Origin of the sequence: Bradyrhizobium sp. DOA1 (assembly GCF_001593325.1) — a bacterium.
Lineage (GTDB): Bacteria > Pseudomonadota > Alphaproteobacteria > Rhizobiales > Xanthobacteraceae > Bradyrhizobium.
This window is the reverse complement of sequence record NZ_JXJM01000001.1, coordinates 6,292,263-6,319,125: the sequence shown is the minus strand read 5'-3', so window position 1 is coordinate 6,319,125 and position 26,863 is coordinate 6,292,263. Positions and strand designations below refer to the sequence as shown.

22 protein-coding genes are annotated in these 26,863 nt (G+C 64.5%); 10 read left to right on the top strand and 12 right to left on the bottom strand.

Going from position 1 to position 26,863, the window contains the following annotated elements:
- Positions 1–363: 363 nt before the first annotated feature.
- Positions 364–1,584: an MFS transporter gene (locus SE91_RS29200; protein ID WP_061850113.1), complete on the bottom strand. Its 1,221-nt coding sequence runs from the start codon at positions 1,582–1,584 to the stop codon at positions 364–366.
- Positions 1,585–1,776: 192 nt separating this feature from the next.
- Between SE91_RS29200 and SE91_RS29195 the strand changes: the two genes are divergently transcribed.
- Together SE91_RS29195 and SE91_RS29190 are read left to right on the top strand one after the other, a co-directional pair.
- On the top strand, positions 1,777–3,078 hold the full coding sequence (locus SE91_RS29195; RefSeq protein WP_061850112.1) for a serine hydrolase domain-containing protein: 1,302 nt from the start codon (positions 1,777–1,779) through the stop codon (positions 3,076–3,078).
- 163 nt (positions 3,079–3,241) lie between these two features.
- Positions 3,242–3,655 (top strand): SRPBCC family protein, encoded by a 414-nt coding sequence (locus tag SE91_RS29190; RefSeq protein WP_061850111.1) that lies wholly within the window; start codon positions 3,242–3,244, stop codon positions 3,653–3,655.
- Between the two features lie 138 nt (positions 3,656–3,793).
- Here the strand turns inward: SE91_RS29190 and SE91_RS29185 are convergent, their stop codons facing one another.
- On the bottom strand, positions 3,794–4,762 hold the full coding sequence (locus SE91_RS29185) for an ABC transporter substrate-binding protein (protein ID WP_061850110.1): 969 nt from the start codon (positions 4,760–4,762) through the stop codon (positions 3,794–3,796).
- A 258-nt stretch (positions 4,763–5,020) separates the two neighbouring features.
- Here SE91_RS29185 and SE91_RS29180 point away from each other — a divergent pair, with 258 nt between their 5' ends.
- Positions 5,021–5,983 carry a tetratricopeptide repeat protein gene (locus tag SE91_RS29180; RefSeq protein ID WP_061851392.1) on the top strand — a complete coding sequence of 321 codons (963 nt, stop codon included), beginning with the start codon at positions 5,021–5,023 and terminating at the stop codon, positions 5,981–5,983.
- 342 nt (positions 5,984–6,325) lie between these two features.
- On the opposite strand, the gene lepA is transcribed toward SE91_RS29180, so the two are convergent.
- A complete protein-coding gene (gene lepA / locus SE91_RS29175; RefSeq protein WP_061850109.1) occupies positions 6,326–8,137 on the bottom strand; it encodes a translation elongation factor 4 in 1,812 nt (603 codons plus the stop codon).
- A gap of 114 nt (positions 8,138–8,251) precedes the next feature.
- Here lepA and SE91_RS29170 point away from each other — a divergent pair, with 114 nt between their 5' ends.
- On the top strand, positions 8,252–9,877 hold the full coding sequence (locus SE91_RS29170; RefSeq protein WP_061850108.1) for a glycosyltransferase family 39 protein: 1,626 nt from the start codon (positions 8,252–8,254) through the stop codon (positions 9,875–9,877).
- A gap of 62 nt (positions 9,878–9,939) precedes the next feature.
- On the opposite strand, the gene SE91_RS29165 is transcribed toward SE91_RS29170, so the two are convergent.
- The 5 genes from SE91_RS29165 to SE91_RS29145 all read right to left on the bottom strand — a co-directional run bounded on the left by SE91_RS29165 (position 9,940) and on the right by SE91_RS29145 (position 13,924).
- The gene (locus tag SE91_RS29165; protein ID WP_008542539.1) at positions 9,940–10,257 is read right to left on the bottom strand and encodes an HPr family phosphocarrier protein; all 318 of its coding nucleotides are present in this window, start codon (positions 10,255–10,257) and stop codon (positions 9,940–9,942) included.
- Positions 10,254–10,655, bottom strand: coding sequence for a PTS sugar transporter subunit IIA (locus SE91_RS29160; protein WP_007597752.1), 402 nt, complete (start codon positions 10,653–10,655; stop codon positions 10,254–10,256). Before SE91_RS29160 ends, SE91_RS29165 begins: the two co-directional genes overlap by 4 nt.
- Positions 10,656–10,863: 208 nt before the next feature.
- Positions 10,864–11,313: an HPr kinase/phosphorylase gene (locus tag SE91_RS29155; protein ID WP_008542541.1), complete on the bottom strand. Its 450-nt coding sequence runs from the start codon at positions 11,311–11,313 to the stop codon at positions 10,864–10,866.
- Positions 11,310–13,106 carry a sensor histidine kinase gene (locus SE91_RS29150; protein ID WP_060734643.1) on the bottom strand — a complete coding sequence of 599 codons (1,797 nt, stop codon included), beginning with the start codon at positions 13,104–13,106 and terminating at the stop codon, positions 11,310–11,312. The genes SE91_RS29155 and SE91_RS29150 overlap by 4 nt, the downstream gene beginning before the upstream one ends.
- A 116-nt stretch (positions 13,107–13,222) precedes the next feature.
- Positions 13,223–13,924 (bottom strand): response regulator transcription factor, encoded by a 702-nt coding sequence (locus SE91_RS29145; RefSeq protein WP_008542552.1) that lies wholly within the window; start codon positions 13,922–13,924, stop codon positions 13,223–13,225.
- Positions 13,925–14,165: 241 nt separating this feature from the next.
- Between SE91_RS29145 and SE91_RS29140 the strand changes: the two genes are divergently transcribed.
- The 3 genes from SE91_RS29140 (at position 14,166) to SE91_RS29130 (ending at position 19,482) form a co-directional block, all read left to right on the top strand.
- On the top strand, positions 14,166–14,915 hold the full coding sequence (locus SE91_RS29140; protein WP_061850107.1) for a HugZ family pyridoxamine 5'-phosphate oxidase: 750 nt from the start codon (positions 14,166–14,168) through the stop codon (positions 14,913–14,915).
- A 64-nt stretch (positions 14,916–14,979) separates the two neighbouring features.
- Entirely contained in the window at positions 14,980–17,577 is a 2,598-nt protein-coding gene (locus tag SE91_RS29135) for a CHAT domain-containing tetratricopeptide repeat protein (RefSeq protein WP_061851391.1), read from the top strand.
- A gap of 288 nt (positions 17,578–17,865) precedes the next feature.
- Positions 17,866–19,482: a phosphoenolpyruvate carboxykinase gene (locus SE91_RS29130; protein ID WP_008542575.1), complete on the top strand. Its 1,617-nt coding sequence runs from the start codon at positions 17,866–17,868 to the stop codon at positions 19,480–19,482.
- A 212-nt stretch (positions 19,483–19,694) separates the two neighbouring features.
- On the opposite strand, the gene SE91_RS29125 is transcribed toward SE91_RS29130, so the two are convergent.
- Positions 19,695–20,510, bottom strand: a complete 816-nt coding sequence (locus SE91_RS29125; RefSeq protein WP_061850106.1) for an acyl-CoA thioesterase — start codon at positions 20,508–20,510, stop codon at positions 19,695–19,697.
- A 230-nt stretch (positions 20,511–20,740) separates the two neighbouring features.
- Entirely contained in the window at positions 20,741–23,257 is a 2,517-nt protein-coding gene (locus SE91_RS29120; RefSeq protein ID WP_061851390.1) for a glycogen/starch/alpha-glucan phosphorylase, read from the bottom strand.
- Between the two features lie 198 nt (positions 23,258–23,455).
- Between SE91_RS29120 and SE91_RS29115 the strand changes: the two genes are divergently transcribed.
- Together SE91_RS29115 and SE91_RS29110 are read left to right on the top strand one after the other, a co-directional pair.
- A complete protein-coding gene (locus SE91_RS29115) occupies positions 23,456–23,701 on the top strand; it encodes a hypothetical protein (protein WP_061850105.1) in 246 nt (81 codons plus the stop codon).
- A 155-nt stretch (positions 23,702–23,856) separates the two neighbouring features.
- Positions 23,857–24,288, top strand: coding sequence for a hypothetical protein (locus SE91_RS29110; protein ID WP_008542605.1), 432 nt, complete (start codon positions 23,857–23,859; stop codon positions 24,286–24,288).
- A gap of 129 nt (positions 24,289–24,417) precedes the next feature.
- Here SE91_RS29110 and SE91_RS29105 read toward each other — a convergent pair whose 3' ends face one another.
- Together SE91_RS29105 and pyrE are read right to left on the bottom strand one after the other, a co-directional pair.
- Complete coding sequence (locus tag SE91_RS29105) at positions 24,418–25,227, bottom strand: DUF2865 domain-containing protein (RefSeq protein WP_061850104.1); 810 nt, start codon at positions 25,225–25,227, stop codon at positions 24,418–24,420.
- A 212-nt stretch (positions 25,228–25,439) separates the two neighbouring features.
- Positions 25,440–26,003 (bottom strand): orotate phosphoribosyltransferase, encoded by a 564-nt coding sequence (gene pyrE, locus SE91_RS29100; RefSeq protein WP_008542609.1) that lies wholly within the window; start codon positions 26,001–26,003, stop codon positions 25,440–25,442.
- A gap of 175 nt (positions 26,004–26,178) precedes the next feature.
- Between pyrE and SE91_RS29095 the strand changes: the two genes are divergently transcribed.
- Positions 26,179–26,805 (top strand): glutathione S-transferase family protein, encoded by a 627-nt coding sequence (locus SE91_RS29095; RefSeq protein ID WP_061850103.1) that lies wholly within the window; start codon positions 26,179–26,181, stop codon positions 26,803–26,805.
- Positions 26,806–26,863 lie beyond the last annotated feature (58 nt).

Here is a 26,863-nt window from a genome sequence, read left to right as displayed (position 1 = left end):
GTTGCATCGCCGGCCTGGACGGATTGAAGGCCCCTCTTGTCTGCCCACCATGCATGATTCCGGTCACTTTCCGCTTGCTGCAATCGGACGCAGGCGTTGCCTAGGCGTCCAAGCGTGCCGGCCATGTGCCGACGTTTTGATGACGAGCAGGAAAACAAGCTAAGGCAAGTTCCGGAGAAGCGCGAAGCAGTCTTCTGAAAAGATCGTGCGAAAACGAAAACCAAGAGCGCGATGTTGCCTCAATTCGATTTCATCGCACCCCGAAAGGATCCATCGGTCGCAACCCGGCCAATTCTAGCATCGATCGCGTCTCGACGATCGGGGCTTCGCGTCGCATTGCGATCCGCTGCGAAGGTTGCCCCGTCACGCCACAGCGCGACCAAGATCGAGCGGTTGCCTGCGCTTCGTCGGAAAGCTCAGCGCCACCGCGACCGCCGCAAGCCCGATCGCAAAGGAGCCGACATGCAGCCATGTGTATTGCTGGAAGCTGTCGAACACGAGGCCGCCGGCCCACGGCCCGAGCGCCATGCCGAGGCTGGCAAAGGCTGAGACCGCACCGAACACGGTACCCATGATGCGCGCGCCGAAGAATTCGCGGACCAGCACCGCATAGAGCGGCATCACCCCGCCATAGGCGAGACCGAACACCACCGAGAGCGCGTAGAACTCGCCGAGCTGCGCGACCGCAAGATAAGTCGCGATGCACATCGCCTGCACGAGGAGCCCGCCGACCAGCACGGGCTTTGCACCGATGCGATCGGCCAGCGCGCCCAGCAGCAAGCGGCCGCCAAGGCCGGAGACGCCGGCGACACTATAGACCGTCACTGCCGTGAGCGGGGCGATGCCGCAGACCATCGCATAGGACACCATGTGGAAGATCGGGCCGGAATGCGCGGCGCAGCACGCGAAATGCGCCGCCGCGAGCGCGATGAATTGCGGCGTGCGCAGTGCCTGCGCCGCGGTCAGCTCGACCTCGGGCGAGGCGTTCGCGGTGGACGGGCCGGCGGCTGCCGGCGCCGGGCGCACCAGGAAACAGGCGGGGATCAGCAGCGCCCATGACGCGACGCCGATCACCAGCATCGCGGTGCGCCAGTCATAGGCCGTAATCAGCCAGCTGGCGGTCGGCGCGACCGTCACCGGCGAGACGCCCATCCCGGCGGAGACCAGCGCCACCGCAAGGCTGCGGTTCTTCTCGATCCAGGCGCTCGCGAGCGCCATCATCGGGGCGTAGAAGCTGCCGGCGGCGATGCCGATCAGCACGCCGAAGCAAAGCTGGAATTGCCACAGGGTTGCGGCCTGGCTGGCGGTGACCAGACCAAGCCCCAGCAGCAGGCTTCCCGCGAGCACCACGATGCGCGTGCCGAAACGGTCCGACAGTGCGCCCCAGAGGAACGCGGCCACGCCCATGCAGAGGAAATCCAGCGTCGCCGCGGCGGACACGCCGGCGCGCGACCAGCCCATCGCTTCCGAGATCGGCTGCAGGAACACCGCAAGGGACAGCATCGTGCCGAACCCGACACAGGTCATCAGCGCGCCCGCGGCGACAACAACCCAGCCATAGTCGAAGCCTGACGGCTTGCTCATGCGTTTCCTCGCGCTTTTGGTTTTGTTGATGCTGCGCAGCAGAGATGGTGGCCTAACTTCTGCGAGAGGGCAAGGCGGGCTGCAACGGCACGCTGACATTGCCTGCCCGCGGTGATAGCATGCCTTCGGTCCCCGGCCTGCGAGGTTGTTCTCATGCGCGCACACACAGCAATGTGTGAGGAGGCAAAGTCAATGAAGTGGGACGCGCTCTGCAGGCCGCTCAATCGCCGCAGCCTTTTCCTTCCCGTCATTTTCGCCGCCGCGGTCTCGGCATCCCTGGCCTACGCACAGGACGGCCAAAGCTCACCGCGCGAGCCGGGCCCGGTCTTTTCGGAGAGTGGTCCCGATGCCGAACTCTACGGCGCGGCTGAGGGATATCCGGTCGGCACGCGGGGCACGGCCACCCAGCTCGACAAGCTCGTCGGGGTCTACAGCCATTTCGGCGACATCTACCCCTCGCGCACGGTTCGCCGTGCGGCGGCGCCCTGGCAGTTCAAGCGCGCACCAGAGCCATCGATCGCCTACAGTTTCAACAACGAACGGCTGAGCATCGCGGACTACCTCAAGCGCAACCCGGTGACGGGACTCCTGATCGCCAGGGACGACACCATCCTGTACGAGCACTATCAATATGCGCGGACCGACCGCGACCGCTTTCTCTCGCAATCCATGGCGAAGACGCTGGTGGCCATGCTGGTCGGGATCGCGGTCTCGGAAGGGCAGATCAAGTCGATCGACGATGTCGTCTCGACCTACGTCCCCGGCCTTGCAGGAACGGAATATGGAAGCACATCCATCCGCGCCTTGCTGAACATGTCCTCGGGCGTCGAATTCTCGGAAGTCTATGACGGGAAGGACGACATCGCCCGGCTCGGGCGGGCGCTGTTCGGTGGCGAGGCGAAAGACCCCGCGGCCATCGTCGCGCAATTCAACAACAGAACCGCACCAGCGGGGACCAGGTGGCACTATGCAAGCGTCGAAACCGAGATACTCGGCCTGGTGCTGCGTTCGGCCACGGCCATTCCACTTACCGACTATCTCCACGACCGGATCTGGGGCGCCATCGGCACCGAAGCGGATGCCTCGTGGGCGATAGACGGTAGCGGGCAAGAGATTGCCTTTTGCTGCTTCAACGCGACCTTGCGCGACTATGCGCGCCTGGCCCGCTTGCTCGCAAACGACGGGGTCTGGGAAGGCCGTCAGTTGATCCCCCGGCAATGGCTGTTGGATGCCACCACCGTCAGGCCGGCCGATGGTCATCTCGCCCCGCGCGTCGCCACACCCTATTTCGGTTACGGCTATCAGGTGTGGATCCTTCCGGGCGAGCAGCGCAGATTTGCCCTGCTCGGCATTCGCGGTCAGGTCATCCTGGTCGATCCAGCCTCCAAGCTCGTCATGGTGCACACCGCCGTTCGCCAAAAGCCGTTTGAACCGGGAAGCCTGAGGGAGCCGCTCGCATTGTGGTCCGCCGTGCTTCAACAACTCGGGCAATGACGAGCTGACGGCGGCTTGATTCACAGATATTCACGGCGACCATGTCGGCGCGGACGGAGTTCGATCGTCCTTGGCTTACAATCCCGGAACCGCCGCGGATGGCCCGGCACACGGGAAGCAATCTCGTCGCCTCGACCGCAAGAATTGAACTGGAGCAATGCCCATGAGGATCACCGTCGAAACCAGCGTCGCAGCCCCCATCGATCGGGTCTGGCAGGCCTATACGACGCCTGCCGACATCGTGAAGTGGAATGCGGCGTCTGACGACTGGCATACGACCAAGGCGACGGTCGACCTGCGCGAAGGCGGCGCCTTCTCGTCGCGGATGGAAGCCAAGGACGGCAGCATGGGCTTCGACTTCGCCGGCACCTACACCAAGATCATCGAACGCAAGCGGATCGAATACGCGTTCGGCGATCGAAAAGCCGAGGTCGAGTTCGTGCCCGGCGCGAATGGCGTCGTCGTCCGCGTCGCCTTCGATGGCGAAACGACGCACTCGGTGGAGCAGCAGCAAGCCGGCTGGCAGGCGATCCTCGACAATTTCGCGCGTTACGTCGAGGCGAAGCAGAGGTCCTGATCGATCAGGGATTGGGCGTGCTGACTCACGCCCGATCCCTTTCATGCGTTTCTTCGCGCTTGTTGTTTTGTTGATGGTGCGCAGCAGGGATGGTGCTTTACCGGACGGCAAAGGCGGTCGAGCGGGCAAACCTGCACGCTATTCAATCACTTCGTCGGCACGGGCGACGACGGTTGCAGGCAGGTCGAGGCCCAGGGCCTTGGCGATGCGGAGATTGATCCTGAGGTCGAACTTGGTGGGTCGTTCGAAAGGCAGATCGCCCGGCTTTGCGCCCCGTAGAACGCGATCAACCTGCGCAATCAAGCGGCGCCCTGCGTCTGCAAAGTCGGGGCCGAACGACATGAAAGCGCCGTTCGCGACCCAGTCCGGTGAAGCAAAGATCGCAGGCTTCCTGCTCAGATTCACCAGCCTGACGACCTCGCCCAGGTGGGCGCTGAGCACGACATCAGGAACGAAAACGAGACCGTCAAATCGGGCGAGGTTGTCCGGGCTCAGGATTGTCCCGATGCTGGCGGGATCATCGATGTTGATTGCTTCGACCTCGAAGCCGAGCTTGCGGCCGGCCTCCAGAACCGGCGTGAGACTCTGTGCACCGCTCGACACCTTTGTCGTGACAGTCCCGAGGCGGACGGCCTGGGGCAGGATCTCCCGCATGAGCTCGACCCGCTTTACAGTGGTTTCCTCCGAGAAAACCGCGATGCCGGTCACGTTGCGGCCTGGGCGGGCGAGGCTGTCGGCCAATCCGGACGCGACAGGGTCGACGGCAGCAAGGGTGACGATCGGAATGGTTCGCGTTGCCTTGTAGGCCGCGAGGGCGGCGGGTGTGCTGATGGCGATGATCACGTCAACCCGTCCATCCCGCACGATCTCCTGCGCGAGCGCCGGCAGCGCGTCGGCATCTCCGGCCGCGTGACGAAACTCGAGTCGAATCTGCCCTTGGGCGTAACCATGCTCGGCAAGCAGCCGCTTGGTTGCAGCGATCTGCGCGGGGATTTCGACCGGTCCCAACTGGACGACGCGCGGCGTTGCGGAGGACTGCTGGGCGCGTGCGATGAGCGGCCAGCCGATTGCGTCCGCCACCAGCCCGATGAATGCGCGCCGTCTCATCTGACCTCGCTCGAACCTGCCGTGCGATAGTCAGACTATAGCACGTGCTCCTAAGCCATCCCACGTGGATCACGGCCAGATACCGAGCGAGCCGTCGCCGGCAGCACGCCTGGATCAGGGACTTGGCTGCGGGCAATACCTCGATCTTTATCGTCCCCTGCCCGGGGGGGCGGCGCGGGTGAGTGCTTTGAACCAGACCGTCTTCCAGATGTACCAACGTCGCGTGTGTCGGTGAGGACCGCGACGAAGGAACGCGTGATGAAGGCCCTGAAAGCATCGATTTGCGTCGTGGTCACCGCGCTTGCCTTGAGCTTTTCGTTCGGCGCGCCGTCCCATGCCGCACATGACGAGGCAGATGCCCTCATGCTGCAGATGAAGCAGCTTTATCGGGCCGGCAAATACACCGAAGCGCTGCCATTGGCTCAGAAATCGCTGGCTCTGCGCGAGAAGGAGGTCGGCGCTGACGATGAGGCCCTCGCGATGCCGCTGAACGACCTCGGCACGATCCACTACAATCTCGGCCAATACGCGGTGGCCGAGCCGCTCTACAAGCGCGCGCTGGCGATCCGGGAGAGGACGCTCGGCCCGGACCATCCGGAAGTCGCCATGGTGCTGAACAACCTCGGCGATCTCTATCGCGCGGAAGAGCGTTACGCAGAAGCGGAGCCGCTCCTCAAGCGCTCGATCGCCATCAGCGAGAAGACGGTCGGCCCCAATGATGCGTCGATCGTGATGGCGTTGAGCAACCTCGGCGCGGTCTACAGCCATCAGGGCCGGTACGATCAGGCCATACCGCTATTCAAGCGAGGCCTCGCCGTGCTGCAGAAGGCGCTCGGTCCCGACGATCCCGAAGCCACGGTGTTGATGAACAATTTGGCCGACGCCTATATCAATCGCCATCGCTATGCCGATGCCGAGCGCCTGCTGAGGCGGTCGATGGCGGTGACTGAGAAGGCGTTCGGCCCGGATCATCCCGACATCGCGCAGGCACAGAACAATCTGGCTGCGCTCTACGGGCGTCAGGGCCGTAACGCGGAGGCCGAGCGGCTGTTCAAGCGGTCGGCGGCCACTTTCGAGAAAACCCTCGGCCCCAACCATCCGGATCTCGCCGGCGTTCTGGAAAACCTCGCCGGTCTCTACAAGTATCAAGGCCGCTATGCCGATGCCGAGCAGGTCCTGAAACGGTCGATGGCCATTCGGGGGAAGGCCAGTCGGATCTGACTTCCGCGCACCTCAAGATGAGGATCGAGTGCGCGGTCGTCTCGAAGGACGAGGCACGCGCTCAGGTCGTGCAATTCGTACGGTTCTCAGAGATTCCCGAGGGCTGCGATGGTGACATCATGCCACTGTTTTGCCCGGCGGTCAAGCCAATTTCGGTAATTCAAAAATATCGAATGCAAACAAGACCATGGCTACTGTGCATGGGGTTGTTTCGAGACGTTGGTCGTCAGACCGGTTTTCGTGGCGGCAGCAGGAATGCGAATGCCCGGGCCTTCGCCTCGCCGAAGCGGCGGCTTCGGCCGCGCAGGAGGGACGAGATATTCGGTAGCGGCTCTGATCCGCTCAGCTATCCACCTTCAGCGCGGCGATGAAAGCTTCCTGCGGGATGTCGACCTTGCCGAACTGCCGCATCTTCTTCTTGCCTTCCTTCTGCTTCTCCAGAAGTTTTCGTTTACGCGTGATGTCGCCGCCGTAGCATTTTGCGGTAACGTCCTTGCGCAGCGCGCGCACCGTCTCGCGCGCGATCACCTTGCCGCCGATCGCCGCCTGGATCGGGATCTGGAACATGTGCGGCGGGATCAGCTCCTTCATCTTCTCGACCATGGCACGGCCGCGCCCTTCCGCGCGGGTGCGATGCACCAGCATCGAGAGCGCGTCGACCGGCTCGGCATTGACCAGGATCTGCATCTTGACGAGGTCGGCCGGCTTGTAGTCGGTGAGATGATAATCGAACGAGGCGTAGCCCTTGGAGACCGATTTCAGGCGGTCGTAGAAGTCGAACACCACTTCGTTCAGTGGCAGGTCGTATTTCACCATCGCGCGCGAGCCCACATAGGTGAGCTCCTTCTGCGCGCCGCGGCGGTCCTGGCACAGCTTGAGCACGCTGCCGAGATATTCGTCGGGGGTGAGGATCGTGGCTTCGATCCAGGGCTCGTCGATCTCGGCGATCTTGACCACGTCGGGCATGTCGACGGGATTGTGGATCTCGAGCTCGGTGCCGTCGGTGAGCTTCATCTTGTAGATGACGCTCGGCGCGGTCGCGATCAGGTTGAGGTCGAACTCGCGCGAAAGCCGCTCCTGGATGATCTCGAGATGGAGCAGGCCGAGGAAGCCGCAGCGGAAGCCGAAGCCGAGCGCGGCGGAGGTTTCCATCTCGAAGGAGAAGCTGGCGTCGTTGAGACGCAGCTTGCCCATCGCGGCGCGCAGCGTCTCGAAGTCGTCGGCATCGACCGGGAACAGGCCGCAGAACACCACGGGGATCGCCGGCTTGAAGCCCGGCAGCATGTCCGCGACCGGCTTCCTGTCATCGGTGATGGTGTCGCCGACGCGGGTGTCGGCGACTTCCTTGATCGCGGCGGTGATGAAGCCGATCTCACCGGGGCCGAGCTCGTCGACCTGCTGCATCTTCGGCGTGAAGAAGCCGACGCGCTCGACGTCATAGGCCGCGCCCGTGCCCATCATGCGCACGCGGCTGCCCTTCTTCATGACGCCGTCGACGACGCGAATGAGGACGACGACGCCGAGATAGACGTCGTACCAGCTGTCGACCAGCAGCGCCTTCAGCGTCGCGTCGCGATCGCCCTTCGGCGGCGGCAGGCGGGTGACGATGGCTTCCAGCACGTCGGGCACGCCGAGGCCGGTCTTGGCCGAGATCATCACCGCGTCGGAGGCGTCGATGCCGATCACGTCCTCGATCTGCTGCTTGATCTTCTCGGGCTCGGCCGCGGGAAGGTCGACCTTGTTCAGGACCGGGACGATCTCGTGATTGTTGTCGAGCGCCTGATAGACGTTGGCGAGCGTCTGCGCTTCGACGCCCTGGCTGGCGTCGACCACCAACAGGGAACCCTCGCACGCCGCCAGAGACCGCGAGACTTCGTAGGCGAAGTCGACATGGCCGGGCGTGTCCATGAGGTTGAAGACGTAGTCCTTGCCGTCCTTGGCGCGGTACGAAAGACGCACCGTCTGCGCCTTGATGGTGATGCCGCGCTCGCGCTCGATGTCCATGGAATCGAGCACCTGCTCCTTGCCCGCCATCTCGCGGTCGGAGAGGCCGCCGGTCATCTGGATCAGGCGGTCGGCCAGCGTCGATTTGCCATGGTCGATATGGGCGACGATGGAGAAATTGCGGATGTTGGAAATGGGGACGGTCGTCATGGGCGCGGGATACCACTCACATCCCCGTGCGGCAACCATATTGCTGTATTTTCAGGGGCTTTGTTCACGCCAAGCTGATTCCATGACGGGCCAAAACGCGCTAGGCAACCTGCCATGTCGACGACTTCGATCCCCTCCGCCAGAACGCGCGCGAAGACCCGGTTGAGCTATGCCCGCTTCCGGGCCTGGCTGGTCGCCTGTGCGACCCGGCCCGAGGCGAGATTGTGGCTGGTGATCCAGCTCGCCATCCTGCATGGCGTGCTCTGGACCTTCATCCTGATCAATCTCAAGGCAGCGCAGGACGTTCATATGGACGTCGCAGAGGCCTATGGCTGGGGCCAGAAATTCCTCTGGGGCTATGGCAAGCATCCGCCGCTGTCGGGCTGGATCGCCGGCGTCTGGTTCAAGATGTTCCCGGCGGCGGATTGGGCGACCTATGCGCTGGCCATGGCGACGGTGAGTCTGGGCATGGTGATCTGCTGGCTGGTCGCCTTGCGCGTGGTCGATGCGCGGCGCGCGTTCCTCGTCGTCGTGATGATCGCGCTCTACCCGATCTTCAATTTCAAGGGCTTCAAGTACAACCCGGATCTGCTCCAGCTCGTCACCTTGCCGCTGCTCGTGCTCGCTTATCTCAACGCGTTCGAGAAGCGGAGCTGGCAATCCGGCCTTTTGCTAGGGCTCGCCGGCGCGCTGGCGCTGATGACGAAATATTGGGTGCTGACCATGATCGGCGCCGTCGGCCTTGCCGCGCTGATCCATCCGGAACGATTGCGTTTCCTGTCGTCGCCGGCGCCATGGGTCGCAATCGCGGCCATGGTGGTCGCGATGATCCCGCACATCGTCTGGCTGGCGGACGCGCATTTCGCGCCGCTGACCTATGCCGGCGACACCTACAGCCTGCAGGACGCGGGCCTAATGCATCGGCTCGTCGCCGGCTATGTCCTGCACAATGTCGCGCTGCTGGCGCTGCCGGTGGCGCTCGCCGCGCTGGCCATGGCGCTGGTGCCGCATTGGTTCACCCTGCTGCTGCGCGCGCCGCTGCGCATCGTCACGCGGGCCTGGGCGCGCGGAGGCAATCCGGGCGTCAACCTCTCGCAGGCGCTGAACGTCTGGATCATCCAGGTCATCGTCGCGGTCGGTCCCCCGCTCGGCGCGCTGCTGTTCAGCATCTACATGAAGACCGATTGGGGCATCTCGCTGTTCTTCCTGGTGCCCCTGGCGCTGGTCGCAATCCCCACTCTGCGGGTGCAGAGCGCCGTGCTGTTCAACATCGCCGCGATCTGGCTCGTGATCAGCGCCGCGACGCTCGCCGCCTCGCCCTGGATCGCCGCGCGCGAGATGGCGGCCAACACGAGCAACACCGCGACCTACGGCGCGCGCTCGGAGCTGGCGCGCGAGCTGACGCAGGCCTGGCACACCCGCTTTGCCTCGCGCTGGGCCATCGTCGCCGGCACCATGGAATCGATCCAGCCGATGGTGTTCTACAGCCCGGATCATCCCGCCGCGTTCTTGCCGCTCGAGCCCTGGAATTCCGGGCTGACCTCGCTCGAGGACGTCAAGAGATACGGCTTCATCGGCGTGTTCGATCCGACCGACGGCCGCCTGCCCGCCTTCGAGAAATGGGTGTCGGAGATCGCGCCGAATGCCGAGCGCATCGTGATGACCACGCGCCGCTTCACCCACGGCAAGGCCGGTCCGGCGATGACCTGGAACGTCTACATCGCAGGGCCGGCGAAGTAGAAGGGTGCGGTAGGGTGGGCAAAGGCGCGAAGCGCCGTGCCCACCATCTTGCGAGAGAGAACCTAAACCCCTTCCTCGTTGAACTTGCTTTCAACGAGTTCGGTGATCGCCGCGAGCGCGGCTTCCGCTTCTTCGCCGGCGGCCGCGACCGTGATCGTGGTGCCGGGACCGGCCGCGAGCATCATCAGGCCCATGATCGAGGTGCCGCCGACGGTCTCGCCGCCGCGCGTCACCCACACTTGCGCGTTGAAGCGCTCGACGGCCTGGACGAACTTCGCCGAGGCGCGCGCATGCAGGCCGCGCTTGTTGATGATCAGAAGCTCCTTGGAGATCGCGCCCGCGGGCACGCCTGTCCCCGCTTGTGGCGCGTCGTCGCTCATTTGCCGGCGAGCACGCGGCTGGCAATGGTGACGTATTTGCGGCCGGCTTCCTGCGCCATCGCGATCGCGTCCGGCAGCGGACGCTCCTCGCGCACCTTGGCGAGCTTCACCAGCATGGGCAGGTTGATGCCCGCGAGCACTTCGACCTTGGGCCGGCTCATGCAGGATATTGCGAGGTTCGACGGCGTGCCGCCGAACATGTCGGTGAGGATCGCAACGCCGTCGCCGGAATCGACGCGGTTAACCGCCTCGATGATGTCGCTACGGCAGAGATCGGAATCATCCTCGGCGCCGATCGTGATCGCTTCGATTTGCTTTTGTGGGCCCATGACATGCTCAAGCGCTGCCTTGAATTCGTCGGCAAGGCGCCCGTGGGTCACAAGTACTAGACCAATCATCGGAAAACTCCTCGCGGGCGCTTTTGGTGCACCGCACGAACGCGCCACTTTGACCATCCAGAGCCCCCGCGCAAGGGGGGATGTTGCGTATCTCCCTGAATCTAGACGGAAGGATAAGGGGAGCTGCGCCGGTCTATTCGGTCGCGATAGTGGGGTTCATATGGTTACCATTTCCCTTCAAACAATCGCCTGAGGGCTTAGCAGAAGGTTAACTCTTGGTAGTGGTCAAGGCCGCGACAACCAGCGGGAGGGGCGAATAGTCGCGGCTGATCGGAATACGCGGTAACTCGACACCTAAAATGCTGGTTTTTAGCGCTTCTGCCGCAGGCAGCCGTTCCGCGTCCGTTGCGTCCAGATCGACCAGGAGGCCGACGGTGGCATGCTCCACGAACTCGCACCGGCGGATTCCCAAGCCCCGGATCTCGATCAGGCCAGCCAGGCGAGGGGCGGGCCGGACCTCAATTTCATTGCCGAGTGTCGCCAGATGGACACGGTCGTCGCCGACCAGAACGGCTCTTTCAACCACGCCTGATCGCCCTGCCATGATCAGATCGAAGGCAAGGCGCGACTTGCCGGAGCCCGAGGGACCGCGGATCAGCACCGCTCTTTGTCCGACCCTGACCGCGGAGGCGTGCACGCTGGGGCCGCCGTCACTCATAGCGCCGGCAGCCTCACAACGAAGCGTGCGCCCGCCACCGTCGGCACGCCCTCATGGTCCGGCGGGCCAACACGGTTCTCAGCCCAGATGCGTCCGCCATGCGCATCGACGATCTGCTTGGATATCGACAGGCCGAGGCCGGAGTTCTGGCCGAAGCCTTGATGCGGACGGTCGGTGTAGAAGCGCTCGAAGATGCGCTCCAGCGCGTCGTCGCGAATGCCGGGACCGTCGTCATCGACCACGATCTCGATCTCGCCGCGCACGCGGCGGCAGCTGAGGCGCACCTTGCTGCCGCGCTCGGAAAACGATTGCGCGTTGGAGAGCAGGTTGGAGACGACCTGTCCGAGCCGAGAATCGTGGCCGCTCACGGCGAAGGTATCGGTCGGGCCGCGGCCCTCGAAGCGGGTCTCGACCGCGACGTCATGGCCGAGCTTGGTCTCGTTGGCAACGGACACCAGCGTCGTCAGCAGGCGGCGCAGGTCGACCGGGATCGCGTCCTGACGCTGCAATTCGGCATCGAGGCGGCTGGCGTCGGAGATGTCGGAGATGAGACGGTCGAGCCGCTTGACGTCGTGCTCGATCACCTCGAGCAGGCGTGCGCGGCTGGTCTCGTTGCGCGCCAGCGGCAACGTCTCGACCGCGGAGCGAAGCGAGGTCAGCGGGTTCTTCAGCTCGTGGGCGACATCGGCGGCGAACATCTCGATCGCCTCGATACGGCTGTAGAGCGCGCTGGTCATGTCGCGCAGCGCGCCCGAGAGGTGGCCGATCTCGTCGCGGCGGCGGGTGAAATCGGGGATTTCGATGCGGGCCTTGATGCGGCGGCGGACGCGCTCGGCGCTGTCGGCGAGCCGGCGCACGGGACCTGCGATCGTGCTGGCTAGCAAAAGCGACAGCATGATCATCACGGCCGCTGCGACGCCGCCAACCTTGAGGATGGCGAGGCGCTCGGCAGTGACCATCTGGTCGATGTCGTCGCCTTGCGTCGACAGCATCAGGGCGCCGTGGATGGCGCGCGAGCGCAGCACGGGGACGGCCACCGAGACGATTACCTCGCCGCGGGCATTGACCCGCACCATCGAGCGCTTCTGGCCCTGGAGGGAGTCGCTAACCTCCGCATAACCATTGCCGTTCTCGGGCCCGAGCTCGCGATAGAGCGGCAGGTCACCGCGGTTCAGCCAAGTGCGCACCGCGACCATGCCGCGCTCGACGATGCCGGGCTTCTCTGCAGGCGGCGGCAAATTGTAGCGCAGCACGTTCTCGAGATTGCGGCTGTCGACCAGCAGGCTGCCGTTCGGATCGTAGATGCGGGCGCGGGTCTTCGTCGGCGAGATCAGCGTGCGCAGCACCGGCGCCACGCGCTCCGGATTGATCGGAAAGTCGAGCGGCGAATATTCGTCCGAGCCGCCATAAGTCTCGCCCGGCTTGAGGTCGAGCAGCCGGTCGGGATCGATGGTGATGGCGTTGGTCTGCACGGTGGCAGAGGCCGCGATCGCGCCGGCGATGATCTCGGCCTGCACCAAAAGGCTCTGTGCCCGCGCGTCGATCAGGCCGGCGCGGAACTGCGAGAGGTAAAGGATGCTCGCGACCAGCGCGACGAGGCCGGCGAGGTTGAGCGAGACGATGCGGCGGGTCAGGCTCGAGAAGGACAGCGCGAAGAAGAACTGCCCGGCGCGCGTCAGCCAGTTCAGCGGCCGGAAGCCTTGCGGCTTGCCTTCGGCAATTGGCTCCTGAACGCCGTCGGATGCGAAATCCCCGGCGCTCTGGTTCGGATCGGGCTGCGTTCGGTCGAGCAATGCTTACGCCCGCGTTAGGACGGCGTTGAGAAGGTCCCCACATCCTAGAGCGACCCCGGTCCCGATGGAATCAGAACCGGCGATGCTCTCAGTCGTTCGTGAAGCTGCCTGCCGCCTCAGGCTTCCTTGAAACGGTAGCCGACGCCGTAGAGCGTCTCGATCATCTCGAACTCGTTGTCGACCACCTTGAACTTCTTGCGCAGCCGCTTGATGTGGCTGTCGATGGTGCGGTCGTCGACATAGACCTGATCGTCATAGGCGGCGTCCATCAGCGCGTTGCGGCTCTTCACCACGCCGGGCCGGGTCGCCAGCGCCTGCAGGATCAGGAATTCGGTGACGGTGAGCGTCACCGGCTCGTTCTTCCAGGTGCAGGTATGCCGTTCCGGATCCATGCGCAGAAGGCCGCGGTCGAGTGCCTTGGCGTCGTTCTCCTTCGGTGCGACCGTCGGGTCCTTCGGTGCCGAGCGGCGCAGCACGGCCTTGACGCGCTCGACCAGCAGGCGTTGCGAGAACGGTTTGCGGATGAAGTCGTCGGCGCCCATCTTGAGGCCGAACAGCTCGTCGATCTCCTCGTCCTTGGAGGTCAGGAAGATCACCGGCAGGTCGGACTTCTGCCGGAGGCGGCGCAGCGTCTCCATGCCGTCCATGCGCGGCATCTTGATGTCGAGGATGGCGAGGTCGGGTTGGGTGGTGCGGAAACCGTCAAGCGCGGAGGCGCCGTCGGTGTAGGTCATGATGCGGTAGCCTTCGGCTTCCAGCGCGATCGAGACGGATGTGAGAATGTTGCGGTCGTCGTCGACCAAAGCGATTGTGGGCATGAGCCTCTGCTTTCTGCTTTCCGTTTGGGTCGTGGCTTGAAACGGCGAGCAATCCAGTGATGCGCCGCATACAATGGGTGCCGAAGTGGCGTTCAAACTTGGTTACCGAGCAATGCAAGCTGGGCTGAAGTGTGACCAAGTTCCACGAGACACGGCAGATTCGCCGCGTCTCGACCCATAATCTGGTCCCCGTTTACCCGAAAAAAGGCCCCCCTTGCAACCACCTGACCTGAGAAAGCCGATGCAACCGACCGCCGATTTCGACCCCGGAAAGCTCGCCAAATCGCTGCTGAGGCGCTCGCGGCAGGGGGCCTTGGCCACCCTGATGGTCGGCAGCGGTGATCCCTATTGTTCCCTGGTCAATCTGGCCAGCCATCCGGACGGCTCGCCGATCCTGCTGATCTCGGGCCTTGCCGTGCACACCAGGAACATCCTGGCGGACAGCCGGGTCTCCCTGATGCTGGACGAGCGGGCTGCCGGCGATCCCCTGGAAGGGGCGCGGATCATGCTGTCCGGCCGGGCGGAGCAGGCCGAGGCGGACAAGGACCTGCTGCAGCGGCGGTATCTCAATGCCCATCCGTCGGCGGAAGGCTTTGTGTCATTTAAGGATTTCTCCTTCTTCCGGATCCGGCCCACGGGAACCCATCTGGTCGCCGGCTTCGGCCGGATCGTCGATCTCAAGCCCGAGCAGTTCCTCACGGACCTCACCGGCGCAGAGGACCTGCTGGCGGCAGAGGAGGGGGCCGTGGAGCACATGAATGCCGACCACCGCGACGCCATGAACCTCTATGCGACGCGGCTGCTTGGCGCGGCCGCGGGCGACTGGCGCTGCACCGGCTGCGATCCGGAAGGCCTCGACATGCAGCTCGATCAGGCCGCGCTACGGCTCGATTTTCCCGAGCGGGTGACGGACGGCACGTCGCTGCGCAAGATGCTGGTCCGCCTTGCTGGTGAAGCGCGCAACAAGATGGACCAGGGCGCAAGGCATTGAACGCTGCCGCCGGTCGCGGCGACCCAAGTCCGTGATCGATCCGGCGGCGGCAGCGAGAGTGTTCATGGCAAGATGGAATCGACTGGCGCTGGTCGCAGCGCTCGCACTCGCCGCGAATGCCTCCATGCCGACGGCCGCGTTTGCCCAGCAGGGCAGCCTTGCGGCGCAGGGCGCGCGGATCAACGAACTCAGCAAGGCCAGCCGATATTCGGAAGCGCTGCCGCTCGCGCAGGCGATGGTGGCGAGCCTCGAGAAGAGCGGCAATGGCCGCGATCTCGCCGCTGCGCTCAATAATCTCGGCCAAGTCCATGCCGGACAGGGCCGCGACGATTTGGCCGAGCCGATCTACAAGCGTGCGATCGCGCTGATGGAAAAGTCTCTCGGTCTCGACACCGTCCTGATCGCGCCCGTCCTCACCAATCTTGCCGCACTCTATCAGCGACAAGGCCGTTTCGCCGAGGCTGAGCCGCTATTCCAGCGCGCGCTCGCCGTGCGCGAAAAGAGCCTGTCGCGCGAACATCCCGACGTCGGTCAGTCCCTCAACAATCTGGCCACGCTCTACGTCAAGCATGAGCATTTCGCCGAAGCCGAGCCGCTGTTCCGGCGGGCGCTTGCGATCTACCAGAAGGCTGCAGGTCCCGAGCATCCCGCGGTTGCGACCGTCCTGAACAACATTGGTCAAGTCGATCGCGACCTCAATCGCCATGCCGAGGCTGAAGCGCCGATCAAGCGCTCGCTCGCGATCCGCGAGAAAGTGTTGGGGCCGGACCACCCGGACGTCGCCCGCTCGCTGAACAACCTTGCGGGGCTCTATCAGCACCAGCAGCGCTATGCCGAGGCCGAGCCGCTGTATCGACGCTCCCTGGCGATCCGCGAACGCGCCTTCGGCGCCGATCACCCCGACGTTGCGATCTCGACCAGCAATTTCGCCTATTTCCTCCAGGTATCCGGGCGGACCGCCGAGGCCTTGCCGCTCGCAGCGAAGACGCTCGCCAACAATCGTGCGCAGCTGCGCGTCGTGCTACCGGTCCTGTTTTCCGCGCGGCAGCAGCGTCTCCTGCCTGACGACAAGGCGCTGGACGAGGCGCTGGCGGCGATCCAGCGCGGCACGCAATCCTCCGCGGCCTCCGCCGTGAACAAGCTCGCGGTGCGGCTCGCAGCCGGCAGCGACCGGCTCGCCGAGCTCGTGCGCAGGGATCAGGATCTCGCATCCGAGTCCGAAGCGCTCGACAAGGCGATCATCGCCGCGGTGTCGAAACCGTCTGCCCAGCGCGATCTGAGCGCCGAGCAGCGCAGCCGCGCGCGGATCGCAGCGATCGCGAACGAGCGCAGCGGATTGCAGAAGACGCTCGCAGTGGAATTTCCCGACTATGCCTCGCTCTCCAACCCGCTGCCGCTGGCGGCCAGGGACATTCAGGCCTTGCTGTCGGCCGACGAGGCGATGGTGGTCTATGCCGTCGTCGACAAGCAGAGTTACGTCATCGCGATCACGCGCGAGGGCGTCGACTGGAAGGAGATACCGCTCGGCGCGGATGCGGTGACACAGAAGGTTGCTGCATTCCGCAAGGGGCTCGATGTCGGCAAGGCGCGTGACGCGTCCGGCAAGGCCGGATTGTTCGACCTCGGTCTCGCGAACGAGCTCTATGTCGCGCTGCTCGGTCCGGTCGAGACACTGACGAAGGACAAGCGCAATCTGCTGGTGGTGCCGTCGGCGGCGCTGACCGCGTTGCCGTTTCATCTGCTGGTCACGGAGAAGCCGCAGGCTGCGATTCCGGACAGGCTCGAAGGTTATCGTAGTGCCGCCTGGCTGTTGCGGCGTCAGGCCGTCTCCGTGCTGCCCTCGGTGATCAGCCTGAAATCGCTGCGTGCTTTTGCGCGCAGGGATCACGGCGTCAAGCCGATGACGGGTTTCGGCGATCCCGTGTTCAACCCTGCAGCCGAAGGGCCGGCCGAGCGTCGCGCGGCAAGCGGCAAGCTCGCGGCGCGCAGCATTGCGACCGCCGCCTATACCGATTTTTGGCGCGGCGCGGGCGTCGATCGCGCAAGGTTGGCGCAGGCGCTGCCGCAACTGCCGGATACTGCGGACGAGCTGACCGCGGTGGCCAGGGATGTCGGCGCTTCCGAGGCCGACATCCATCTCGGCCGCGATGCCAGCGAAACGACGCTCAAGCGTGCAGCGCTTGCTCAATACGGCATCATCTACTTTGCCACCCACGGCCTCGTCGCCGGCGACATCAAGGGATTGGGCGAGCCATCGCTTGCGCTCTCCATTCCCGACCGGCCATCGGAGCTCGACGACGGCCTTCTCACCGCGAGCGAAGTCGCCCAGCTCAAACTCAATGCGGATTGGGTGGTGCTGTCGGCCTGCAACACCATTGCGGGCGACAAGCCCGGCGCCGAGGCCCTGTCGGGATTGGCGCGCTCGTTCTTCTATGCCGGTGCCCGTGCACTGCTGGTCTCGCATTGGGCGGTGGATTCGGAAGCTGCCACGCGCCTGACCACGTCGACATTCGATCTGCTCAAGAACGAGCCGAAGATCGGTCGCGCCGAAGCCTTGCGCCGCGCGATGTTGACCTATCTCGACGACGCCTCGTCACCGCGTAACGCCTATCCCGCGATGTGGGGGGCGTTCGCTCTCGTCGGTGAAGGTGAGGTAAGATAAGACGCCAAGCGGGTATTGTGCGTCGCAATAACCGGAAGTAACGCGTCAATGCGCGTTTGGTTGCGCGACCATTCGTGCTTTTTTGATGCGCCTGCTCAGAGCTGACATGCGCGACGTTTGGCGCGGTCTTTGAATAAACCAAATCCTACGGGATCAGCTTGGCAACGCCAGCGTTCATCAGTATTAGGTCGTTCCAGCCGAGGCCGGAACGGCCTATTATTAACGGTGACCGCGATGGCGTCCAAACTTGGTCGCGCTGGGTGTCGCGGGTTCTAGGAGGATTTTTTCGTGCAAGAGACGGGCGTGCGCAACGGTGCCTTCGGCGCCGACAAATTCGGCTTAAAGAATCTCAAGCAGGTTCACTGGAACCTCGGTGCGCCGCAACTCTATCAATACTCGCTCTCGGCGGGTGAGGCGGTGCTGTCCGCCGATGGCGCGCTCTGCGCCGACACCGGCGAATTCACCGGTCGCAGCCCGAAGGACAAGTTCACGGTGCGCGACGCCACCACCGACAAGAAGATGTGGTGGGCCGGCAACCAGTCGATCACCGCAGAGCAGTTCGAGACGCTCTACCAGGATTTCCTCAAGCACGCCGAAGGCAAGCGCCTGTTCGCGCAGGACCTCTATGGCGGCGCCGATCCGGCCTACCGGATCAAGACGCGCGTCTTCACCGAGCTCGCCTGGCACTCGCTGTTCATCCGCACGCTGCTGATCCGCCCCGAGGCGATCGAGCTGGCGACCTTCGTGCCAGAGCTCACCATCATCGACATGCCGAGCTTCCGCGCCGATCCTAAACGTCACGGCTGCCGCTCGGAGAACGTCGTCGCGATCGACTTCGCCCGCAAGATCGTCCTGATCGGCGGGTCTTATTATGCCGGCGAGATGAAGAAGTCGGTCTTCACCACGCTGAACTATTACCTGCCCGAGCGTGGCGTGATGCCGATGCACTGCTCGGCCAATGTCGGCGCCAAGGGTGACACCGCCATCTTCTTCGGGCTGTCGGGCACCGGCAAGACCACGCTGTCGGCCGACCCCAACCGCACGCTGATCGGCGACGACGAGCATGGCTGGGGCCCGAACGGCGTCTTCAATTTCGAAGGCGGCTGCTATGCCAAGTGCATCAAGCTGTCACAGGAAGCCGAGCCCGAAATCTATGCGGCCTCGACCCGCTTCGGCGCGGTGCTCGAGAACTGCGTGCTCGACGAAGACACCCGCGTGGTCGATTTCGACGACGGCTCCAAGACCGAGAACACGCGCTCGGCCTATCCGCTCGACTTCATCCCGAACGCCTCGCGCACCGGCCGCGCGCCGCAGCCGAAGAACGTCGTGATGCTCGCGGCCGACGCCTTCGGCGTGCTGCCGCCGATCGCAAAGCTCACGCCGGCGCAGGCGATGTATCACTTCCTCTCCGGCTACACCGCCAAGGTCGCCGGTACCGAGCGCGGTCTCGGCAACGAGCCGCAGCCGGAATTCTCGACCTGCTTCGGCTCGCCCTTCCTGCCGCTCGATCCCAGCGTTTACGGCAACATGCTGCGCGACCTCATCGCCCAGCACAATGTCGATTGCTGGCTGGTCAACACCGGCTGGACCGGCGGCAAGTACGGCACAGGCAACCGCATGCCGATCAAGGTGACGCGCGCGCTGCTCACCGCCGCGCTCGACGGCAGCTTGCGCAACGTCGAATTCCGCACCGACAAATATTTCGGCTTCGCGGTCCCGACCGCGCTGCCGGGCGTGCCTCACGAGATCCTCAACCCGGTCAATACCTGGAAGGACAAGGACGAGTTCGACAAGACCGCCCGCGCGCTGGTCGGCATGTTCCAGAAGAACTTCGCCAAGTTCGAAGCGCAGGTGGATGCAGAGGTTCGCGCGGCTGCACCGGACGTGAAGCTCGCCGCGGAATAGTCGCTCTCTCTCTCTCTTCATCGCAAAAGGGCGGCCGCGAGGCCGCCCTTTTTGTTTTTCCTTCTCCCCTTGTGGGAGAAGGTGGCGCGTAGCGCCGGATGAGGGGTTCTCTCTGCAAACTCAAGTGCGAGAGATGAGCCCGCGGAGAGAACCCCTCACCCGTCTCGTCGCTGCGCGACGATCCACCCTCTCCCACAAGGGGAGAGGGGCACCTATGCCTTGAAATACGCGATCTGCGTCGTGGTCGCGAGCAGTCGCCCGTTCGGGGACCACAGCTCGCCGTTCTGGTCGCCATAGCTCCTGTGGAAGATCTTCGCGTCCGCCGTCGCCAGCACGCGCGTGATGTCTTCAGTTGCGAGCTCCTCGCCGGTCGTGTGGAAATAGGTCGTCAGCGACACCGTGCCGAACGGCACCAGCTCGCGCCGGGCGTGGAAGATGCGACCGAAGAAGGCATCCGACATCGACATCAGCGACAGCATGTCGAGCTTGCGCGGCGTGCGGTCGCCGATCCAGATCTTGGAATAGGTGCTGGCGGGCTCGGCCTGCGGCGGGCCGATCCGCATCTCGCCCTCGACGAAGCGGAATTCGTACTGATTGGCCCAGGATGCCGAGATATTCGGGAACGGCAGCGTCTGCTCAAATGGCTTGGCGTCCGGGCATTTCGCCACCCTGTGCTCCCAGGACGGCCGGCGCTCGGCGAACACGGCGGTGGCGAGCGTTGCGACCTCGCCGCCGCCCTGGCTGAGCTCGACGCTCCAGTGCTGGCTGGAGCGGTTGGCCTTCACCAGGCGCAGGTCGAGATCGAACGGACCCTTGGCGATCGGCGCGCAATAATTGACGGTGAGCGCGAGCGGATCGCCGGCGCGTTCGGGATGGTCGATCAGCGCGCGCAGAATTGTCGCGGCGGTGGCGCCGCCGAACGGACCGACGAAGGCCCAGTAATCGTCGCTGGTGTGCCCCTGCCAGCTGGAGTCGCCCGCGGTAATGCGGGTGGCGTCGTCGAAGGGATGGGGGAGCTTGGCATGCATTGGTGGTCCTCGATGCCTCCGGCCGTCATTGCGAGGAGCCCTTGCGACGAAGCATCAGGCTGTCTCCGCGGGAAGATTCTGGATTGCTTCGCTGCGCTCGCAATGACGGCGGTTGAGGTTAGGGCGTCCGCATCGCAGGCGCCGGTCTGGGAATGATGATGATCATATCATCATCATTCCCGCCTGATGCAATAACCTCGCAGGTAACGCCGATTTCACGCCGCGGAAAATCAGCCCGCGGCGTCGCGCAGGTTCGGCAGCAGCGGCGTGGTCGGATTGACCGGCACGTTCCAGATCTCCTCAGCGTATTCGCGGATGGTGCGGTCCGAGGAGAACCACGCCATGCGCGCGACGTTGAGGATGGAGGCGCGCGTCCAGGCCGGCGAGACCAGCCAGCGCGCGTCGACCGCGCGCTGCACCTCGTAATAGGAATCGAAATCGGCGCTGACCATGTAATGGTCGAGATGGCGCAAAGCGTGCGCGATGGACTCGAAACGGCCGGGATCGCCGGGCGAGAATTCGCCGGTCCCGATCGCGTTGATGGCGCGCTGGAGCTTTGGCGAATTCCGGATGATGTCGGAGGCATCCAGTCCCTGCTTGCGCCGGATCATGACGTCGCCGGCCTCCAGGCCGAAGATCGCGATGTTCTCAGGCCCGACATGGTCGCGGATCTCGATATTGGCGCCGTCGAGCGTGCCGATGGTGATGGCGCCGTTCAGGGCCAGCTTCATGTTGCCGGTGCCGGAGGCTTCCATGCCGGCTGTCGAGATCTGCTCGGACAGGTCGGCCGCGGGAATGATCACTTCGGCGAGGCTGACATTGTAGTCGGGCAGGAAGGCGACCTTCAGCTTGCCGTCGACCGCGGGGTCGTTGTTGACGATGTCGGCGACGTCGTTGATCAGCTTGATGATCAGCTTGGCATAGCGATAGCTCGCCGCCGCCTTGCCGGCGAAGATCTTCACCCGCGGCACCCAATTGCCGTTGGGATCGTCCTTGATCGCTTGGTACAGCGCGACCGTCTCGATGACGTTGAGCAGCTGGCGCTTGTATTCGTGGATGCGCTTGATCTGCACGTCGAACAGCGCGCTCGGGTCGACCTTGATGCCGAGCCGCTCGCCGATCAGCCGCGCCAGCGCCGCCTTGTTGGCGTGCTTGACGGCGCGGAATTTCTTCTGGAATTCGACGTCGCTGGCGCGCGCCTCGATCAGGCTGAGCTGGGTGGGATCGTCGAGCACGGCCTCGCCGCAGGTCTCGCGCAAGAGGTCGGTCAGCTTCGGGTTCGCCAGCATCAGCCAGCGGCGAAAGGTGATGCCGTTGGTCTTGTTGGTGATGCGCCCGGGATAGAGATGGTTGAGATCGTGGAACACGGTTTCGCGCATCAGGTCGGAATGCATCGCCGAGACGCCGTTGATGCGGTGCGAGCCGACGAAGGCGAGCTGGCCCATGCGCACGCGGCGGCCGCTCTTCTCGTCGATCAACGAGACCGAGGCACGGAAGTCGATGTCGCCGGGGCAGCGCGCCTCCGCGAGCGCCAGATGCTGCACGTTGATGCGGTAGATGATCTCGAGGTGCCGCGGCAGCAGCCGCTCGAACAGCTCGACCGGCCAGGTCTCCAGCGCTTCCGGCAGCAGCGTGTGGTTGGTGTAGGAGAGCGTGGCGACCGTGATCTTCCAGGCCTCGTCCCAGCGGAAATTGTGGAGGTCGACGAGGATCCGCATCAGCTCGGTGACGGCGAGGCTCGGATGGGTGTCGTTGAGCTGCACCGCGACCTTCATCGCGAGGCTGCGGAGCTGGCCGTCGGAGCTGAGGTGGCGGTTGACGAGGTCCTGGAGCGAGGCGGAGACGAAGAAGTATTCCTGGCGCAGCCGCAGCTCGCGGCCCGCCGGGCTCTCGTCGTTCGGATAGAGGAATTTGCAGATCGCTTCCGCGCGTGACTGCTCCGCGCTGGCGCTGACGTAATCGCCCTTGTTGAAGGCGTCGAGCTTCAACGGATCGGGCGAGCGCGCCGACCACAGGCGGAGCGCGTTGACGTGCTGGCCGCGCCAGCCGACGATCGGCGTGTCATAGGCGATCGCCTGCACGGTCTCGTCGGGATGCCAGATCGCGCGGTCGCGGCCCTTGTCGTCGACATGCTCGACGCTGCCGCCGAAATGGACGTGATAGATCACCTCCGGCCGCTGCAATTCCCAGGGGTTGCCGAAGCTCAGCCATTCGTCGGGATATTCCTGCTGCCAGCCCTGATTGATGATCTGGCGAAACAGGCCGTAATCGTAGCGGATGCCGTAGCCGATCGCGGGGATCGACAGCGTTGCCATGCTCTCCATGAAGCAGGCCGCGAGGCGGCCGAGGCCGCCATTGCCGAGGGCTGCGTCGGGCTCGCATTTGCGCAGTTCGGGCAGCGACACGCCGAGATCGCCGAGCGCGACCTCGAAGATCTTGAGCAGCCCCATGTTGTTGAGCGCGTCGGTGAAGAGGCGGCCGATCAAAAATTCGAGTGAGAGATAATAGACGCGCTTGCGACCCGCGTCGTAGCTGTGCTTCTCGGCGGTGAGCCAGCGATGCACGATGCGGTCGCGCAGCGCCAGCGCCGCGGCCTGGTACCAGTCGTGCTTGGTCGCCATGCCCGCGTCCTTGCCGATGGCAAGGCGCAGCTTCGCCAGGATCGCGCCCTTGATCTCAGCCAGCGCGAGCTCGTCGATGGGCTGGCCCGGGGCGGGAAAATTTGGCTGGAAAGATTGATCTTGCAAGGCCTTCACTTCCTGGTCGACTGAACACTGAACCCTACGCGCCTGGCTCCCTGCATCCGAACCGTCACGGGCGCGGCCCGGCACTGGCGCAAATTTATGCAAGGACCGGGCCGGTTTGGGAACCCGGGTGAGCACGGAGAAACGCTGATTTGCTGCTAGAATGGCGGACAATTCAGCCATCACTGTGGAGGAACCGCCATGAGACCTCTGATGAGACTGCTGCTCGAAATCGCCACTGCGACCCTGCTCGTCGTCTGCATCGGCGCCTCCAGCGCAGCTCTTGCCGCCGGCAAGCCCGGTCGCAGCGCCGACGGTCTCAGCTGCGGCTTCACCATCCCGCAGAGCGCATCTCCCGCATCCCGCTGCGCGGCCATCAAGCGCCAATGTGGCGGCAAGTTCTACGCGAGTGCGTGCGGGGACAAGCTGATGTCGGCAGCGAGGTGAGGGCGGCAAGCCTCCATCATCGGCGCTCGGTCTGGCTCAGGGCGTTTTCGCCTCAGAACAAATTAAGAACACTTTAGCAAGTCTTTGATATATCATAGTGATTCGGTATTGCGCCGACACAAGATCTAGCGTCCGTCAGACTCTGCGAGGACTACATGTCCACCATTGCCTTTGATCAGTTTGCCCTCACCCGGATCGCCGATTTCGCCCGGTCGCTGTCGCGTCTGCATCGGGCGGCGCGGCGGCAGCGAATCGACGACGACCAATTCGACCGCGAGTTCAACGCGGTGTGCCAGTCGATCTGGGGCTACACCATCGACGACGTCAGCGATGAGCTGTTCTCGACTGACGATCATCTGTTTCTCGACACGCTGGACGAGGCGCATGCGCGCATCTTCGCGGCCGAGCAGGGCTATGACCTCGTCGACGAGACCGGCATGCTGACCGATTGGTGGGGCTTCTGCTGGATGATTTTGGCCGAGAAGCGCGGCCTGCTGACGCCGGAGAACCGCGCTGCCGCGCGCGCGGCGATCGAGGAGAAATATCTGGCGGCACCGAACGTCATCGGTGTGATCATCGGAAGGTAGCGCGCTGTGTGCTCCGGGCGCCGCGCAGCACGTCAGTAATGTGCTGCTGAACCGGGGCCCATCTCGCGGCATACCGGGTCCCGGCTCCGCGCAGCAGCGTGCACGCTGCTGCGCGTCCGGGACATCATATCATTCCAACCCGGCCCGCTTCGCCGGCTTCTGCGCATTGGTCTTCGGCACCGTCACGTCAGGCAGCGGCTCGCGCACGATCTCGGCCGCGGCGGGGGCATCCGCGGAGACCGTCTCGGCGCGCACCGGCGCCACCTTCATCTCGCCGAGCCGCGCACGGACCTGTGCGGTGAGGCCTGGATAGGAGGCAACCGGAGTGAAATCCGCAGCCTGGTCGTTGCCGACGCGAATGCCGGTGTAGGCGACGAGGCCGTCGCTGGTGGCGATCACATCGCCGGCTTTCAGCGAGGAATCCAGTGCGAGGTCGACGGGGGCGAGGCCGACCGGCTCGCGGCCGTTGCAGGTGCAGTCCGCGCGCAGCGCCTTGCGATAGGAGAAGGCGTTCTCGCTTTCAGTATAGCGCTCGCCGGTCTGCGAATAGGCGCCCTCGATCGAGGAACCGAAATAGACCTTGGTCGCGCTGGCAGGACAGAAGGCCTGGCACATCTGCGCCGGCGAGACGAGGCCGCGCATCAATGGAAAATACTTGCCGTCGCAGCTGCGCACGCAGAAGGCCGGGCCGGAGCCGCCCGCTGCCGCCGCCCGGGTCGGCGGCACATATTGCGGCGTTGCGGCATTCTGCTGCCCGGTGAAGGGATCGACATAGGAGTTCGACTGCTGCGGCACCTCGCGCTGCGGACGCTGCTGCTGCATCCCGCCGAAGAGAAAGTCGAACAAGCCTTCAGCCGAAACTGGGGCCGGCGCCGCAAGCAGTGGAGCTGCAAGGGTGGCGGCCACAAGTTTCGCGCGACGCCGCGCATGGGACGACATGTTACGCAATGCTCACTCCACCCGACGCTACTGAACCGGCTGGGACCACCCGGGTCTCAGCACATGATTCACGATAAAGTGGGATGGTAAATGAGCCGTTGCGCGGAGGCGGTTTCAAGTCGAGGCGGTGACCTCTTTAAGGCCGGCGCAGCTTTCGACGGATGGTTGCTTCAGGGCTACACCCGGCAAGACGGCGGAGGAGTTTTGCCACCTCAGGCCTTCAAGAACTCCGAGGCCTTGTACAGCGAGCGGAACGGCAGGCCGGCCGCACCGAACGTGTCGGTGGCGCCTTCCTCGCGGTCGACCATGGTCAGCACCAGCACTACTTCGGCGCCAATCTCACGCACGGATTCCACCGCCTTCATCGCCGAGCCGCCGGTGGTGGTGACGTCTTCGACGATCACGACGCGCTTGCCGGCCAGCGTCTCGCCCTTGGGCAGGCCCTCGATCGCGAGCTTGGCGCCGTGCTCCTTCGGCTTCTTGCGCACGAAAAAGGCCGCGATCGGATGGCCCTTGATCCAGGAGATCTGCGCCAGCGCACCGGCCAGCGGCACCGCGCCCATCTCGAGCCCGCCGATGAAATCCAGCTGGTCGTCCTTCAGCGCCTCATAGGTGAGCTCGGCGAGCAGGGTCGCACCCTCGGGGTCGAGCATGGTCGGCTTGAGGTTGAAGTAGAAATCGCTCTTGCGGCCGGACGCGAGCGTCACCTCGCCGCGACCGAAGGAGCGCCGGCGGATGATTTCGAACAGGCGGGCGCGGGAGGCTGATTTCGACACGGCGGTCCCTCGAACAGCGTTTTTGGAGGAGGCGGAATTTATCCGCGACGGACGCGACATTCCAGAGGGGGCAACTCCCGTCAACAGGGATCGGCCATCCCGGCCCGGCGGTTGTGGGGCTGCAACCTTCTGGAGTAGGTGAAGGACGAACCTGTCAGGGGCAAGGAAACAAGGCATGACCATCGAACTGCACACCTGGAACACGCCGAACGGCCGCAAGATCTCGGTCGCGCTAGAGGAGATGGGGCTGCCCTACAAGGTGATCCCGGTGAACATCACCAAGGGCGAGCAGATGGCCCCCGATTTCCTCAAGCTCTCCCCCAACAACAAGATCCCCGCCATCCTCGACCCCGACGGGCCCGGCGGCAAGCCGGTCAGCATCTTTGAATCCGGCGCGATCCTGCTCTATCTCGGCGAGAAGACCGGCAAGTTCCTGCCGAAATCGCTGTCGGAGCGCATTCCCGTCTACGAATGGCTGATGTGGCAGATGGGCGGCTTCGGCCCGATGCCGGGCCAGGTGCACCATTTTATCGCCCTCGAGAACGAGCAGGACCGCGCCTATGGCCTGAAGCGCTACATGGCCGAGACGCGCCGGCTCTATGGCGTGCTCGACCGCCGGCTGGAGGGCCGCGACTTCGTCGCCGGCGAGCTCTCGGTCGCCGATTTCGCCATTCTCGGCTGGGCCTGGCGCCACCCCCGCCACAAGGTGGACCTCGCCGATTTCCCCAACGTCAAGCGCTGGTACGAGGCGCTGATGGCGCGCCCGGCGGTGAAGCGGGGGATGGAGGCGAAGCTGGATTGAGGGGGCTTCTTACCCTCTCCCCCTGTGGGAGAGGGTGGCTCGCCGCGAAGCGGCGAGA